We start from the raw sequence: 15,509 nt of genomic DNA, 5'->3' as shown, positions 1-15,509 counted from the left end.
TCAATTTTCCGCTTAAATGACGTCAATTAACGGCTTCGCACCGTCCGCCTCAAGTAAACGCCCCACTCTAAATAGAGGCACGTTTGCCTGTTTTGCAATTTGTTGCACTTTTTCGACCGCTTGTGGGCGCACTGCAATCAACAAACCGCCGGAAGTTTGCGGATCACACAAAATCGCTTTTTGTTCATTAGTCATGGCTGAAATTAAATGTCCATAACTGTCAAAGTTACGATTTGTTCCACCCGGTACTACACCTTGAGAGATATACTCTTTCACACCGCCCAACGTATGAATTTCAGCAAAATTCACTTCGGCACGAACATTCGAACCTTGGCAGATTTCACTTAAATGCCCTAACAAACCGAAACCAGTCACATCCGTCATTGCCGTCACATCGGATAATTGTGAAAATTGTGCACCAATCAAATTAATCTGACACATCACATCTCGTGCCAAATTCTGATGTTCCGCTTTTAATAAACCTTTTTTCTCCACAGTGGTTAACACACCGATACCGAGCGGTTTAGTTAAAAATAGCTCGCAACCAGCTTCTGCTGAAGCATTCTTTTTCACTTGTTCGGTACTCACCATACCGGTTACCGCTAAACCGAAAATCGGCTCAGGTGAGTCAATCGAATGGCCGCCGGCTAACGCAATACCGGCTTGCTGACACGCAAAACGTCCGCCTTCCACAATTTTTTGTGCGACTTCTGCCGGAAGTATATTTACTGGGAAACCCAAAATTGCAATTGCCATAATCGGCTTCCCGCCCATTGCAAACACATCACTCAACGCATTTGCCGCCGCAATTCGTCCAAAATCAAACGGATCGTCCACAATCGGCATAAAAAAGTCTGTGGTGCTGATAATGCCAACGCCATTACCGATGTCATACACAGCAGCATCATCGGCGGTTTCATTACCCACTAATAAATTTGGATCAACAAATTTTTCCAGCTGACTTTGTAAAATTGTCCCTAACACCTTAGGAGAAATTTTACAGCCTCAACCGGCACCGTGACTGTATTGCGTCAAACGAATCGGTTCTTCCGCCATGTTATACCTCGTAATCTATTCCCGAATCTTGTTATTGTACGTCAACAAGCGGTCAGATTTGAGCAATTTTTTGCAAAAATCTAAACAGTCTTTTTACAATAAGGCTTTATGTAGCAAATCTGTTCCGAAAAAATGAACAATTTTAGGATTTTAAGACTAAAAATATCAAAAAGTTAGGATTTATTTCGTAACGCTTTTTTGCCGTTAGCGGCTACGTTACAGGGCTATTTTAACACTCATCACACCCATTCCCCAACTCTTCACAACATTCTAATACCCCCCATAGCGAGCAGTTGAACTAAATTAGGATTGGGAATCAGCTTAGGTTCTTCTTGTTGTAAAAAATCCACCCAAACAATCTCACCACAACCCAAAAAAACCAAGCCTTAATCGGATGACCGTTTTTAATCATACACTCACGCAATCGCTTATCGGCTTCGGCGCGAGTGACTGTGCCCTTGATGCCATAATCTCTATCGTGTTGGTGGCAACAACTATTGATTGATGTTGGGGCGTTATGCCACTCCGTACAGTAATGTTTTTTCGGTTTCATTTTTTCTCCGCTTTTCGTTTATAGTAAACAGATAGCCTAGCATTTCACTAGGCTATACCTTCGTTGCTTTAATCCGTATCTTTAACCTTGCCGCTAGCGAATAAATAAGGATTTACATAGCCATAATAGGTTTCTGGTACAAAATCTTCCGGTTGCGCTTTAATCAACTCATTTAATGCCCATTCGTAAGGCACTTGTGACCAATCTGGCACTGATTGGAACGTAAAAGTATTTACATATAAAGGCTCTTTACCTTCCTCTTTCTTTTCTTTCGAAACGTAAGATGCTATGGTAATGCTTGTGGAATTATTAAGATAATCCACATTTAAGCCAGCTACAGCATGCTGTTTCGCAACAGCTCCTGTGCGAGTATCTTCAATGTTTTTTTCGATAAAAATACGATTACTAAATCACTCTAATATTAGGCGACAACATTCCACCAACTCGTCTTTCTCTGGATAACACTTCTAGCACCTTGGCTTGGATTAAATTACCAAGCTGTTTACCTTGTTGAGCTTGCTGTTCAACACTTGATTCAGCATTACCATTTTTATCGATATTGACCGTTATCGTCACACTATTATGGGTTTCGCCATTGTTAGAAAGTTGATGGTTGATACTCGGCACTCTCGGCACAGCCACGCCACCGCCGTTTGCAAAGCCGCGTCTGCCATAGTTGAGATAATTAAGATAATCCAACCCGATTCTACTGGTGGCTTCTTTTGTGATGACATATTCGCCTTTGTGGACGATACCCGCAGGCGTAAATTTACCGCCGTCGCCTGTATAGCCACCTGTGGCGAAATCACCACCAACAAAACCGCCACTTGAGAAACCACCAAAAGCACTCATACCTGATTTTATTGCATTAAACAACAGCATCTTAACGGTCATTGCTGCAATATCTTTGAGAATTGAGGTTGCCATATCTCTAAAATTGCCTTTGCCTGTTAAAACAAAATCTGTCAGCGCATCAGACATATTATTGAATGCATTTACAGTAATATTCTGCATATTTCCCGCCACATCAGTTACACTATTTTCTATATCTGACCAACCAGACTTGATACCTTCAACAGGATCAGAGCGCTTTCTTTCCTGCTCTTGCTGTAAAATTGAGTAACATTCTTTCAGCTTAGCAATTTCTTCGTCTAGCTTAGCAATATTTTCTTCCGTCATACCAATACGGAGTTTTGCGGCTTCTTGCTCTAGCTGATAACCATACTGCAATAATTCTTGTTCAGAACGAGTTTTGCCTAACAAGGTTAATTCGAACTCCATTGCTTTGATTTTTTGTGTATTGTCATACCCAAATTTTGCAATTTCTAATTTCTGATGTTCACCATCAATCTGACTTAATAAAGATTTCAGCTGTTCTATGCCTTCAAGACCGAAGTTTTTGTACTTTTCTGCATTAAGAGCAATGTCTTCTGTTAATTTTTTGACTTCTTGATAGTGTGATACCTGACCAAACATCTCAATATCTTTAGTATTCGCTTTTAACTCAGGCAAACGATACGACATCTCACCAAATTGTTTTTGGTAATCTTCACGAGATTTTTCTGCTGCTTTCTCCGCTTCATCTTTACTACCACGCTCACCACGCCGATTTCTTTCATTAAGCTGATGTTGGAACTGCTCAGTTAAAACCTCTCGCATTTCGGCATAGTCAGCTTTGGTTGGATCTAATCCTTGGTTAATCAACGCATCATTGACACTTTTATTTACCCAATTTTGCCCTTTGGCATTGTTGATTTCATTACGGCGTTTAATTCGGTCAATAGCCTGTTGCGTTTTTTCATCAGGTTTTGGTAACTCAGGAATTTTTCCTTGAGCAAGGGCATCTCGAGCAACGTGAGAGAACACATATAAGTCTTTTGCACTCGCACGAGCAGTATCACCCACTCCAAAGATTTTATCCATCATCGAGCTTAACGGACTTTGTACTTGCGTTGCTGTATTGCCTGTAATCAACATTGAACTATTAAAATCTTGAGAATTACGATCAACATCAATTAAAGTAATCCCTAATCGCTGATAAATTGCATCAAGCTCATTTTGGCTCACATCGGCAAGTTGTTGAGTAACTGTAGCGGTGGTTGCTTGTGTTTCAGCTAATTTCTGGGTGCTATCAGATAATTTTTTAATCTCTTTATCTAAATCTCTCTGTAATTGAGCTAATTTAGCAGTGTTATCAATCGTGACTTGATAGCCGTAATCATCTTCTAAAATTTCTAACGTAGGTGTTTGTGCTATTTCCTGTTGAAGATCTTTTACCTTACGTTTTAATTTTTCAACTTCTCGTTGTTGAGCAATAGCACTTTCTTCGAGTTGAGCTTTGGTTGCTCGTAGATCAATGCTGTTCATTGCATTGAGATTTTCTTTTAAGCGAGGCAATTCATCAGCAAAATCAATAACTTTTTGTGTTGCTTGTTCGGCGGACTGATACCATTCCCATAATGCTGAAGCGCCAAATGTAAGCCCCACTGTTACTAAACCAATAGGTCCACCTAGCGCAGACATCGCACCATTTAATAAATTTGCCGATTTTTTCGCCTTCGCAAGATTTTGTGTAGCAACACGTTCTGCATTTGTAAGCGCAATGATTTCTGCCGACTGAGCTTTCATTCTTTGCCGAATTATCGTTCTTTCTTGCTCAGTACGAGCTAACTGTAATTGAGCTTGTAGAGATTGCATAGCTGAACAAGCGAAAACCAATTCAGACTGTGATTGTCTCAATGTAGCCTGAGCAGTAACGACAGCAGATTTCGCTTTTTGTTGTGTAACAACTGTGGTATTGTAGGTTTCTTGTACCCGTTCTTTTAATTTGATAGCTGCCCAAGCTGCCCCTATATTTAAAAGAACAGGGGCGATCGTATCAAGATTAGTTGCTAAAAAATTTGTTGCGTTCACCAACCCATTTGATACACCAATTGCCTTATCCTTTTCACCTACCCATTTTTCTGTTGCTGTGGCAAGGTTCTGCATAGCACCACTTATTGTGGTTGATGTTTTACCATATAAGTCATTAACGGAGCTTTCAGCTTTTTTCAGCCCCTCCACCATTTTTTGAGCAGATAATTCACCTTTATCCACCATTTCTTTTAGTTCAGCAGTCGTTACGCCTAAACCTTTTGCAATTGCTTGTACTACTGATGGCGTTTGGGTCATCAGTGAGTTAAATTCTTGGGCTTTCAGTTTGCCTATTAGTAATGATTGGCTAAATTGTACCAAGGCATTTGATGCTGTTGCTGAACTTGCACCTGATATTGCTACTACTTTTGAGACTGTTTCAGTCAGACTGAGCTACATCATATTGCGCTAAACCAAGCTCTTTCGCATTTTGAGCAAAAGTTTGATGGACAGATGATGTTACTTGGCTAGATTGGGCAGTTTTTAGCGAAATATCATATACAGAAACCATTGCTCTTGCGTGTTGAGCTTCGCTTTCTGTGACTAAACGCAATTTATTGGCTAGCTGGGTATATTCATCAGCTACTTTGAATGCAGTATTTGCAACATTACGTAAGCGATCTAAATTCTAGATACGAAACTCAAACTGAGTCGCATTATTGATATTTTTAGCCGTTTTTTCGATATTATCTAAATATTGAACAGCGCGATCAGCAAATTTACGTGCTTTATGCTCTGCCCTCGTTAGCCCCTGTTGAAATTCAACAGAATCTAACCTCAACTTGATAGCTAATTCTCCTAATGTGGACATTTTCCCCCAATAAAAAAGGCTAACCGAAGTTAGCCTTTTAGTTGACTCTATTTAATATTTCCCAAAGCTACGATCCCATTTTTGCTTACGAGTCAGTGTTGGATCTGTCCAGATTTTATATAAGAGTTTTGATCAGAAGTTGTCTATATATGCAAAATGAAATCATACAATCCGATTGGAAAAGCCCCACTGAAAAAGCACTAGTTCGCCATACAATAGAGGTGCGGAAAAATATCACCAACAAAAAAAAGATTTGTCAATTCTAGGGCATTTTACTTATTTAGTGCCTTGCCTACAATTTACAGGGTGAGGCACTAAATGAAAGCCATTTCCGCCGTGATTTCTCTACTTGACAGCTTCCCCGTTCTCTAGAGTTGAGAAGCCCCTCGCTTTGCGTGGGCTAAGGAGTACGCCAAAAATAGATCATCAATCGCCTAAAATTTAGGCTCACCCTCTAGAACGCCCTCAAATGCGTTTTAAGCGATTTTATTACTTACCTTTACCCTGATATTCCCTACCTGTAAAAGAGATGCTAGAGCTTCTATTTAATACCATTTTTAACCTTCGCAATACACCACGCACAACGTAGCACAAAAAGCACAAACAAAAAAATCCCCTACTTAGTTGACTAAGTAGGGGACGGCGTGCGTTATTTGATTTTTACTATTCTCAACACGTTAAAAATGAAAGTGATACTATTGTAGTGCTTGAGCTTGTGGGTGGTGAAAATAAAATCTGTTGTCGGGAACAGTGGCTTGGATTCGGTAAAACGCTTCGGTTTCTTCTAAAATTTGCTGATCTTTTGAAAGCGGTGTTTCAGTTAAGTGGAAGCCGGCAGAATGAGAAATTGAGAAAGTCAATTTAACCATACTACCATCACCAAAACCGAAATTACCTTGTTCTTGATAATGTTTAAGATTGAAATCTTTCGGATATTCAAAACTGAAAGTTGAAACTGCTGCTTTTTTAATACGATGTAAGGCAAGATGACGATAATTTTCAAACCCCTCATATTGCACAACTAAATACATTGCACCACCTTGTTGAACCAAAGCAAGCGGCATCACTTGCGCTTTATTTTTCTTACCGTGCTGATTTTGATATTCAACATTCAATAATTTATTTTCAAATAATGCCGAACTGACTGCTTCAAAATATCAGGAGAAACTTTCGCAGGAAGCAATGGCTGGCTGGTCGGTACACTGCTAACTTTATCCAACCATTTATATTCAAGCGTTTCTTTACCAAATTGTTTTTGATAACGTGCTTCATCAAAAAACGGTTTGAAGGATTTCATTAAATTCGCCGGCAACAGATTCTTTAAATGTTCCTCAGCCAACATTAATAATAAAGATTCGTGAGCAGTTAACGTAGAAATTGCCAGTCCTTTCGCTTGTTCTTTCCAACGATAAGCATGCTGAATATCACGATCATCTTTTTCAATATCAAAATGTGCACATAAAATATTTAATGTTCTCTGTACGGTAGAATATCTTTATCGAAACCGAGTTCTTCTAATTGGGAGTGTAATTGCTTTGCAGTAATGTAACGCCCTTTTCCCTTTGGAATACGACGTAAGATTTCCAATTGGAAAAGAGTATTATAAATATTTTGGGAACGTTTAGGCATAATTTATTCCTTGATTTTTTTATTTATTATAGCAATAGCAGGCGGTTAAAATTGAGCAATTTTTTGCAAAAAAACAGTAAAATTTAACCGCTTGTTACTATTTATTAAGGAGTTCGTTAAGCGCTGCTCCAATTTCCGCTAAACTTCGCACCGTTTTTACACCCGCTTGTTCTAGAGCCTTAAATTTTTCATCTGCCGTACCTTTACCTCCACTGATAATCGCACCAGCATGGCCCATACGTTTCCCTTTTGGTGCAGTAACACCGGCGATATAGCTGACAACAGGTTTGGTGACGTGCATTTTGATAAATTCAGCTGCTTCTTCTTCCGCCGTACCTCCTATTTCACCAATCATTACGATTGCTTCAGTTTCTGGGTCTGATTGGAAGAGTTTTAGAATATCAATAAAACTGGAACCGGGAATTGGATCGCCGCCGATACCGACACAAGTAGACTGTCCGAATCCTTCATCAGTTGTTTGTTTCACCGCTTCATAAGTTAATGTACCGGAACGAGACACAATACCGATTTTTCCTTTTTTATGAATATGAGCAGGCATAATACCGATTTTACATTCATCAGGTGTGATAATACCCGGACAATTTGGGCCAATCATTCGTACACCGCTTTCTTTTAATTTTTGTTTAACGATCAGCATATCCAAGGTTGGAATACCTTCGGTAATGCAGACAATTAGTTGGATGCCGGCATCAATCGCTTCTAAAATCGCATCTTTACAGCCTGGAGCTGGTACATAAATGACGCTTGTGGTTGCACCGGTTTTTTCTACTGCTTCACGTACGGTATTAAATACCGGTAAGCCTAAATGGGTTGTACCACCTTTATTGGGCGAGATACCGCCGACAAGTTGAGTACCGTATGCCAATGCTTGCTCACTATGGAATGTACCTTGTCCACCGGTAAAACCTTGGCAGATAACTTTAGTATTTTTATCAATTAAAATCGCCATATTATTTCCCTTGTGCTGCTGTGACTGTAAATTGTGCCGCTTGAGTTAATGTAGTGGCTGCAATGAGACTTAAACCGCTGTTTGCGAGAAGTTGACAACCTAATTCGGCATTTGTTCCTTCTAAACGCACAACAACCGGAAGACTGACTCCGACTTCATTAACTGCAGCAATAATACCTTCTGCAATTAAATCACATCTGACAATGCCGCCGAAGATATTGACCAAGACTGCTTTCACATTTCGATCGGAAAGAATTAATTTAAAAGCTTCTGCAACACGTTCTTTGGTTGCTCCACCACCGACATCTAAAAAGTTTGCCGGACGACCACCGTGCAATTTGACGATATCCATCGTTCCCATTGCTAAGCCAGCGCCGTTAACCATGCAGCCTATATTTCCATCTAACGCAACATAATTGAGATCCCATTTTGCTGCTTCAGCTTCTCGAGGATCTTCTTGGCTTGGGTCTTGTAGAACTTTGAGTTCAGGGTGGCGATAAAGTGCGTTGCTATCGACAACCATTTTGGCATCTAAGCAGAGTAATTGACCTTGTTTGGTCAGCACGAGAGGATTTACTTCAACTAGAGCAAGATCTTTTTCAATAAATAAATTGGCGAGTTGTACAAAAATATGTGTGAATTGTTTAATTTGATCGCCGGAAAGCCCTAATTGGAAGGCAAGTTCTCGGCCTTGAAATGCTTGAGCGCCGGTAAGCGGATCGATAGTTACTTTATGGATAAGTTCAGGCGTTTGCTGAGCGACATCTTCAATATTCATACCACCGGCACAGGATGCCATAAATACGATTTTTTGTGATGAGCGATCAGCTACTGCACCTAAGTATAATTCACGTTCGATTTGGCAAGTTTCTTCAATATAAATCGTATTTACCGGTTGTCCATGAGCATCGGTTTGGAATGTGACTAAATGCTGCCCAAACCATTTATCGCAGAACTCACGAACGTCTGCGTCATTACGGACTAATTTAACCCCACCGGCTTTGCCTCTTCCTCCTGCATGGACTTGACATTTAGCCGCCCAAATATCTCCGTTTAATTGTTGAATGGCGGCAAGCGCCTCATGCGTATTTGTACAGGCAATACCGTGGCTCACCGGGAGTTGATATTGTGAAAAAATTTGCTTTGCTTGATATTCATGTAGGTTCATATAATTTCCTGTATAGAATCATTTTTGTTAGAAATTCTTTCAGAAATTTAATGGATCTTAGTTAAAAAAGCAAATTGAAGATAGCAGGAAAAATGCAAAAAGATATGAAAATTTAACCGCTTATATTTAGCTTATAAGCGGTTAAAAAATAGTGAGCCGAAGCAGATAAGTATTAGGCAGTTCCAAATGCCATGCGGATATTGCCTTCTATTTGTTCAAGTAGTGCAAAGCGTTTACGATACATCGAACGTTTTTTGCTTGGGATGCGTTCAAGCGATTTATCGCTCGCCACAGACATTTGCCAATAATCTTTTAGGATTCCACCGCTTTCACTAAAAATAGCATCATAATCAACAACATAACGTTTGCTTTGGATAAATCGAGATTTATTTTGATATTTATGAGGAATACCAAGTAGCTGCTTATAGCCAAGCACGGAAGCAAGCAACTTCATACTTTCTACCATTAAATGAGCAGGGCGTAGGCCATAACATTGCTTAGTTAATTGTTTCATTAACTCTTTGGCATTGACCTGGTTAGAGCCTTGAATCACACCGATAAGTAGTGCATTTTCAACTAGCCCAAAAGTTAATAGATATACAAGCTGTTGTGAACTTTTTTGATATAACTCCAATGCCCAAAAACCTTCCATAGGTTGATGTTCATTGATATTCAAACGAAGCTCAAAATCCGAGATGATTTCGCCAAAGCTTATTGACTTTTCCCATAGTGGAGGTAATTGGTATTGAGCTAATGCTTTCGGGAGAAAGGTTAAGTTATCACAAATTGCTTGAAAACGTTGTGTTGCACTAAAACGCTTATCCAAAAAACGATGCACAAGAGGATAACTATAATTAGGTCTTTGATTCAACAGAGGAATAAGTGCCGGATTCTGATTTATAAATTGAGTGAATAAATTAATTTGTTTTTGATGTAAACGAGAACGTAACCAGAAGCGTAAACGTTTAAGACGATAAGATTTTTGAGGAGTATCAGGATATATTTTGTATGCACTCGGGTAATTGTAATCAGTCATATTTCTCTAAATTTGCTCAACAATAACGTTATAATACAATAAAATTGATTAATTTACAAAGTGTGTGTGAACTTTATTAAAAAAAACCGCTTACAGGATGCTGTAAGCGGTTTACTTAACTAAGCTGATTAGCTGTTAAATTTCAAGTAATAAACGTGTCGGATCTTCTAATAAATCTTTTACAGCAACTAAGAAACCAACAGATTCACGTCCATCAATTAAACGATGGTCATAAGAAAGTGCCAGATACATCATTGGACGAATAACCACTTGGCAGTTTACGGCAACCGGGCGATCTTTAATGGCGTGCATCCCTAAAATTGCACTTTGTGGTGGATTGATGATCGGGGTTGACATTAATGAACCGAATACACCACCGTTTGTGATGGTAAAATTACCGCCGGTTAAGTCTTCTACGGTTAATTTGCCGTCACGACCTTTCTCAGCCAGTTCTTTAATGGTTTTCTCAATATCCGCCATCGATAATTTGTCACAGTTACGGATAACCGGTGTGACTAAGCCGCGAGGGGTTGAGACCGCAATACTAATATCGAAGTAGTTGTGATATACCACGTCATCGCCATCAATCGAAGCATTGATTTCCGGATAACGTTTTAATGCTTCAACAACCGCTTTAATATAGAACGACATAAAGCCTAAACGTACACCGTGTTGTTTTTCAAATTTTTCACCGTAAGTTTTACGTAATGTCATAATCGGCTGCATATCTACTTCATTGAATGTGGTTAACATTGCCGTTGTGTTTTTCGCTTCTAACAGGCGTTCTGCGATACGCTTACGTAAACGTGTCATTGGCACACGTTTTTCGCTACGTGCTGAGTAAGACACGGTGCTGACAGTGCTTTGCTCTGTGGCAGTAGCCTGTTTTGAAGCTTGTGTTTGACGTTGTGCTAAATGATGTTCAATATCTTCACGGGTAATTCGACCGCCTACACCGGTACCTTTGATAAGATGCGCTTCAATATTATGTTCTGCTAATAAACGGCGAATCGCAGGACCTTGAGAATCCGCATCGGAATGGTCATGTTCAATAGCTGCAGACTTACGATCCGCCGGAGTCGCTTCATTCGTCGGTTTAATCGTTTCTTGGGTGAAATCGCCTGCTTGGACGGTTGAGATTTTGCCGAGTAATTGTTTGGAAATAACAGTAGCGCCTTGAACTTGGCTGATCTCCGCTAAAATACCGTCATGCGGCGCTGGTACTTCTAATACGACTTTATCCGTTTCAATTTCAACGATTACTTCATCACGTTTAATTGCATCACCCACATTCTTATGCCAAGTAGCAACAGTCGCATCTGCAACAGATTCGGGTAAGTCCGGCGTTAAAATTTCAATAGTCATAGTTATGTTCCTTTATATTCGTTAACACAGTGTTTTAGCTGTGCCGATAATTTTGCAAGCGGTCAAATTTGATGATTTTTTTGCAAAGTTTTGCTGGAAATTGACCGCTTATTTGTTAAATCGTTAAAGCATCCGCCACTAATTGTTTTTGTTGCTGAGTATGCAATGAAGTATAGCCTACAGCCGGTGATGCGGATGCTGGACGACCTGCATAAGTTAATTTCGCTTTTTCTGGGATTGATGCTTCAAAATTATGTTTACTGCAATACCATGTGCCTTGATTAAGTGGCTCTTCTTGACACCAAACAAAGTCTTTTACATGTGCGTAAGGTTCTAATACTTTTTTCATATCCTCATATGGGAATGGATAAAGTTGTTCGATACGAACAATCGCTACATCAGTTTGTTCGTTTTGGCGGCGTTGTTCGAGTAAATCGTAATAAACCTTACCTGAACACATCACAACACGTTTCACTTTTTTCGCCTTGATATTACTGTCAATTTCGCCGATCACCGTTTGGAATTCGCCATCAACCAATTCTGCTAAGGAAGAAACCGCTAATGGGTGGCGTAATAACGATTTAGGTGAAATCGCAACTAATGGACGACGCATTTTGCGAATCGCTTGGCGGCGGAGCATATGGTAAACCTGTGCCGGTGTACTTGGTACGCAAACCTGCATATTTTGTTGTGCGCAAAGCTGTAAGTAGCGTTCTACACGGGCTGATGAGTGTTCTGGTCCTTGACCTTCATAACCGTGTGGAAGCAACATCACTAAGCCGCACATTCTGCCCCATTTTTGCTCGCCGGAACTGATAAATTGGTCGATCACAATTTGTGCGCCATTGGCAAAGTCACCGAATTGCGCTTCCCAAATGGTTAATGTTTTCGGGTCGGTTGTCGCATATCCATATTCAAAGGCTAATACCGCTTCTTCGGAAAGTACCGAATCCCACACTTCAAAACGCCCTTGATTTGCGTGTAAATGAGCAAGCGGTACATAACCTGTACCGTCATTTTGGTTATGTACAACCGCATGGCGGTGGAAGAATGTACCACGACCGGCATCTTCGCCTGATAAACGCACGTGCGTACCTTCATCTAATAGGGTTGCGTATGCCATCGTTTCTGCCATACCCCAATCTAATAATTTCTTGCCATCGTACATCTCTTTACGGTCGTTATAGATTTTTTCGACACGAGAGTGTGGGCGTAAACTTTCAGGGTATTCACATACACGTTTTGCTAAAGTTTGGAAACGGTCTAATGGAAATTTGCTTTCATACGGTGCTGTCCAGTCATAATGGAGGTATTGCAACCAATCAACCGCCGCCATATCCATTTCACGCCATTCCGGTACAACGCGATCACCGTTATCCAACGCATCACGATAGTTATTCATTATTTCAGTGGCTTGATCTTGGTTTAATACGCCTTCTGCAACTAAACGATCTGCATAGACTTTACGCGGTGTCGGGTGTTTTTTAATGATGCTATACATCGTTGGTTGTGTAGCTAAAGGCTCGTCCGCTTCATTATGACCATGACGACGGTAAGAAATCAGATCGATAAAAATATCGCGTTTGAATAAGGCACGATATTCGACTGCCATACGGGCAGCAAATGCGACTGCTTCAGGATCATCACCATTAACGTGAATAATCGGTGCCTGAATCATTTTGGCAATATCAGTACAGAATTCGGTTGAACGAGTGTCGTTCGGGTTAGAGGTGGTAAAACCGATTTGGTTATTGATCACAATTCGAATCGTACCGCCAACTTTATAACCTCGAGCATTAGACATATTTAAGGTTTCTTGTACTACGCCTTGACCGGCAACAGCCGAATCGCCATGTACGGTAACGGCTAAGACTTTATTATGCTCAGTGTCACGTATACGTTCTTGACGCGCACGTACCGAACCGATAACCACCGGACTTACGATTTCTAAATGCGATGGGTTAAATGCAAGGGTTAAATGCACACGTTCGCCGTCCACATCAAAATCAGATGAGAAACCTTGGTGATATTTCACGTCACCAGTACGGTTATCATCGGCGTGTTTGCCTGCAAATTCATCAAATAATTCCGCCGGTTTTTTACCCAACACGTTTACCAACATATTTAAACGGCCTCGGTGCGCCATCCCCATCACCACGTCTTTCATACCTTGGCGACCAGCATGACGAATGATTTCTTTCATCATTGGAATAAATGCATCGCTACCTTCGAGTGAGAAACGTTTTGCACCGGGGAATTTTGCGCCGAGATAACGTTCAAGACCGTCAGCAGCGGTTAATTCGGTAAGTAAATTGACTTTTTCTTCGTGAGAGAACAACGGTTTATTTAAGGTGCTTTCAATTTTTGCTTGTAGCCAGTTACGTTGTTCCATATCTTGCACGTGCATAAATTCTAAACCTATCGTACCCAAATAGGTTTGTTTTAATGCATCGGCAAGATCACTGAATTTCATTGTTTCTTTGCCATAAACATATTTACCAATCGTAACGGTTTCATTTAGATCCGCATCGGTAAAACCGTGATGGCGGTAATCTAATTCAGGTACTTGAGAGGTTTTCCAACGATAATAACCAAGAGGGTCGAGTTTTGCTTCAAGATAACCACGGAAACGGTGAGCGTTAATCCATTGTAATAAACGAACTTGTTTGGCGCTGGCTTCCGGATCGATAACCGTAACGGATTCTAGGACATTTTCACGGGCGAGTTTACGGAAATAGTCACGCACTTGCGAATGGGGTTGTTCTACGACTTGCATTTTCGGAAGGGTATCAAAGATGGTACACCAGCTAGCATCAACGCTAGTCGGGTCTTCAAGATATTGTTCGTAGATTTCTTCAACATAAGCTTGGTTAGAACCACCGAAAGGTGAGGAAACTAACCAGTCTTCAAAATTTTTATGTTGCATACAGACCTAACCTTGTATATTTGTGTGTTTATTGAGTTATGACGAGTATTATATACGCTAATATAAATAAAATGGATTAAAACACCATGCTATTAGGCGATTTATAAATCAATGATGCTATTATGCCTGAAGATTTAAGTGAAGAATGTAAGCTAAGTCAGATTTTTAACAGATTGGTAACAAATAAGCGGTCTTTTTTGGCGAAAAATTTGCAAAAGAAATGCTAAAGAAGACCGCTTATATTTAACACTAATGACTGCAATGACATTGTCCGCTGCAGACATCACCGTGTAAGTTATGATGATGGTTATGGTGGTGAGAATAAAAGGCAACATTTTTGGCAAATTGGTCACCAAAGAAATGGATAAAATGCGGATCATTGGTCACCATTTCCGGTGTACCGGCACAACAAATATGCTTATTCACGCATAAAACTTCATCAGTATTTGCCATTACGATGTTTAAATCGTGCGAAACCATCAAAATTGCGCAATTTAACCACGAACGAGTATTATTTAATAGTTGATAGAGTTCGGTTTGCCCTGTAATATCCACCCCTTGCATCGGTTCGTCTAAAACTAATAATTGCGGGCGATCTAAAATAGCTCGAGCAAGTAAAACGCGCTGCAATTCACCGCCGGATAATTTCTGCATACTATTTTCTGCTAAATGCGTAATAGAAAAGAGTGCAAGAGCTTCTTGAATCGCTTGTGCGCTACAGTGCGGTTTTAATGAGAGAAATTTTTGCACTGTGATCGGCATAGAGTGATCCAAATGCAGTTTTTGCGGCACGTAACCGATTTTAAGGTCTTTTTGATGAATTACTTTACCCTTAGTCGGAGCAAGTAATTTAAGTAATACTTTAAGTAACGTCGATTTTCCGCCGCCGTTAGGGCCGACAATCGTTGTAATAGAATTCGCATATACCGTTAAATTGATATTTTGCAAAGCTTTTTGATCTCCGAAACTCACTTCAATTTGTTGAAGTTCTACAAGAGGTAGTCCTTTTTTTTTCGGTTGTGGTACGGGAGTAAGTTGTTTTATTTGCATTATTTTAAAAAAATTAAGGGTATAATATAAAA

At 40.1% G+C, this 15,509-nt stretch carries 15 protein-coding genes; all 15 read right to left on the bottom strand.

What is annotated here, in order from left to right; genetic code table 11:
- Window positions 1-12: 12 nt before the first annotated feature.
- The 15 genes from selD to znuC all read right to left on the bottom strand — a co-directional run bounded on the left by selD (window position 13) and on the right by znuC (window position 15,477).
- Window positions 13-1,056 (bottom strand): selenide, water dikinase SelD, encoded by a 1,044-nt coding sequence (gene selD, locus HMPREF0027_RS04085; RefSeq protein WP_081456955.1) that lies wholly within the window; start codon window positions 1,054-1,056, stop codon window positions 13-15.
- Window positions 1,057-1,372: 316 nt separating this feature from the next.
- Window positions 1,373-1,609, bottom strand: a complete 237-nt coding sequence (locus tag HMPREF0027_RS12500) for a hypothetical protein (protein ID WP_005622467.1) — start codon at window positions 1,607-1,609, stop codon at window positions 1,373-1,375.
- Between the two features lie 68 nt (window positions 1,610-1,677).
- Window positions 1,678-1,821: a hypothetical protein gene (locus tag HMPREF0027_RS13110; RefSeq protein ID WP_244261837.1), complete on the bottom strand. Its 144-nt coding sequence runs from the start codon at window positions 1,819-1,821 to the stop codon at window positions 1,678-1,680.
- A 193-nt stretch (window positions 1,822-2,014) separates the two neighbouring features.
- The gene (locus tag HMPREF0027_RS12490) at window positions 2,015-4,879 is read right to left on the bottom strand and encodes a phage tail tape measure protein (protein WP_244261856.1); all 2,865 of its coding nucleotides are present in this window, start codon (window positions 4,877-4,879) and stop codon (window positions 2,015-2,017) included.
- A gap of 22 nt (window positions 4,880-4,901) precedes the next feature.
- Entirely contained in the window at window positions 4,902-5,075 is a 174-nt protein-coding gene (locus HMPREF0027_RS12485; RefSeq protein ID WP_005622464.1) for a hypothetical protein, read from the bottom strand.
- 75 nt (window positions 5,076-5,150) lie between these two features.
- Window positions 5,151-5,333, bottom strand: coding sequence for a hypothetical protein (locus HMPREF0027_RS12480; protein WP_005622463.1), 183 nt, complete (start codon window positions 5,331-5,333; stop codon window positions 5,151-5,153).
- Between the two features lie 695 nt (window positions 5,334-6,028).
- Window positions 6,029-6,448 (bottom strand): helix-turn-helix transcriptional regulator, encoded by a 420-nt coding sequence (locus HMPREF0027_RS12475; protein WP_005622462.1) that lies wholly within the window; start codon window positions 6,446-6,448, stop codon window positions 6,029-6,031.
- The gene (locus HMPREF0027_RS12470; RefSeq protein ID WP_244261836.1) at window positions 6,445-6,630 is read right to left on the bottom strand and encodes a hypothetical protein; all 186 of its coding nucleotides are present in this window, start codon (window positions 6,628-6,630) and stop codon (window positions 6,445-6,447) included. The genes HMPREF0027_RS12475 and HMPREF0027_RS12470 overlap by 4 nt, the downstream gene beginning before the upstream one ends.
- Window positions 6,631-6,800: 170 nt before the next feature.
- Window positions 6,801-6,962 carry a hypothetical protein gene (locus HMPREF0027_RS12465; RefSeq protein ID WP_005622459.1) on the bottom strand — a complete coding sequence of 54 codons (162 nt, stop codon included), beginning with the start codon at window positions 6,960-6,962 and terminating at the stop codon, window positions 6,801-6,803.
- Window positions 6,963-7,059: 97 nt separating this feature from the next.
- A complete protein-coding gene (gene sucD / locus HMPREF0027_RS04060) occupies window positions 7,060-7,932 on the bottom strand; it encodes a succinate--CoA ligase subunit alpha (RefSeq protein ID WP_005622458.1) in 873 nt (290 codons plus the stop codon).
- 1 nt (window position 7,933) lies between these two features.
- On the bottom strand, window positions 7,934-9,100 hold the full coding sequence (gene sucC, locus HMPREF0027_RS04055) for an ADP-forming succinate--CoA ligase subunit beta (RefSeq protein ID WP_005622457.1): 1,167 nt from the start codon (window positions 9,098-9,100) through the stop codon (window positions 7,934-7,936).
- A 172-nt stretch (window positions 9,101-9,272) separates the two neighbouring features.
- Window positions 9,273-10,136, bottom strand: coding sequence for a VirK/YbjX family protein (locus HMPREF0027_RS04050; protein ID WP_005622456.1), 864 nt, complete (start codon window positions 10,134-10,136; stop codon window positions 9,273-9,275).
- A 135-nt stretch (window positions 10,137-10,271) separates the two neighbouring features.
- Complete coding sequence (gene odhB, locus HMPREF0027_RS04045) at window positions 10,272-11,501, bottom strand: 2-oxoglutarate dehydrogenase complex dihydrolipoyllysine-residue succinyltransferase (protein WP_005622455.1); 1,230 nt, start codon at window positions 11,499-11,501, stop codon at window positions 10,272-10,274.
- 115 nt (window positions 11,502-11,616) lie between these two features.
- Entirely contained in the window at window positions 11,617-14,427 is a 2,811-nt protein-coding gene (sucA, locus tag HMPREF0027_RS04040) for a 2-oxoglutarate dehydrogenase E1 component (protein WP_005622454.1), read from the bottom strand.
- A 249-nt stretch (window positions 14,428-14,676) separates the two neighbouring features.
- A complete protein-coding gene (znuC, locus tag HMPREF0027_RS04035; protein WP_005622453.1) occupies window positions 14,677-15,477 on the bottom strand; it encodes a zinc ABC transporter ATP-binding protein ZnuC in 801 nt (266 codons plus the stop codon).
- Window positions 15,478-15,509: the final 32 nt, after the last annotated feature.

It is taken from the genome of Actinobacillus ureae ATCC 25976 (assembly GCF_000188255.1).
Lineage (GTDB): Bacteria > Pseudomonadota > Gammaproteobacteria > Enterobacterales > Pasteurellaceae > Actinobacillus > Actinobacillus ureae.
Note: the sequence above shows the minus strand (reverse complement) of the source record. Positions and strands in the feature narration are given on the sequence as shown.

Bases quoted from the DNA above. Each gene is read 5' to 3' on its own strand.
- HMPREF0027_RS12500 (WP_005622467.1), bottom strand. From the start codon at position 1,609: ATGAAACCGAAAAAACATTACTGTACGGAGTGGCATAACGCCCCAACA.
- HMPREF0027_RS12480 (WP_005622463.1), bottom strand. From the start codon at position 5,333: ATGTCCACATTAGGAGAATTAGCTATCAAGTTGAGGTTAGATTCTGTT.
- HMPREF0027_RS12470 (WP_244261836.1), bottom strand. From the start codon at position 6,630: ATGAAATCCTTCAAACCGTTTTTTGATGAAGCACGTTATCAAAAACAA.
- HMPREF0027_RS12465 (WP_005622459.1), bottom strand. From the start codon at position 6,962: ATGCCTAAACGTTCCCAAAATATTTATAATACTCTTTTCCAATTGGAA.
- sucD (WP_005622458.1), bottom strand. From the start codon at position 7,932: ATGGCGATTTTAATTGATAAAAATACTAAAGTTATCTGCCAAGGTTTT.
- sucC (WP_005622457.1), bottom strand. From the start codon at position 9,100: ATGAACCTACATGAATATCAAGCAAAGCAAATTTTTTCACAATATCAA.
- HMPREF0027_RS04050 (WP_005622456.1), bottom strand. From the start codon at position 10,136: ATGACTGATTACAATTACCCGAGTGCATACAAAATATATCCTGATACT.
- odhB (WP_005622455.1), bottom strand. From the start codon at position 11,501: ATGACTATTGAAATTTTAACGCCGGACTTACCCGAATCTGTTGCAGAT.
- sucA (WP_005622454.1), bottom strand. From the start codon at position 14,427: ATGCAACATAAAAATTTTGAAGACTGGTTAGTTTCCTCACCTTTCGGT.
- znuC (WP_005622453.1), bottom strand. From the start codon at position 15,477: ATGCAAATAAAACAACTTACTCCCGTACCACAACCGAAAAAAAAAGGA.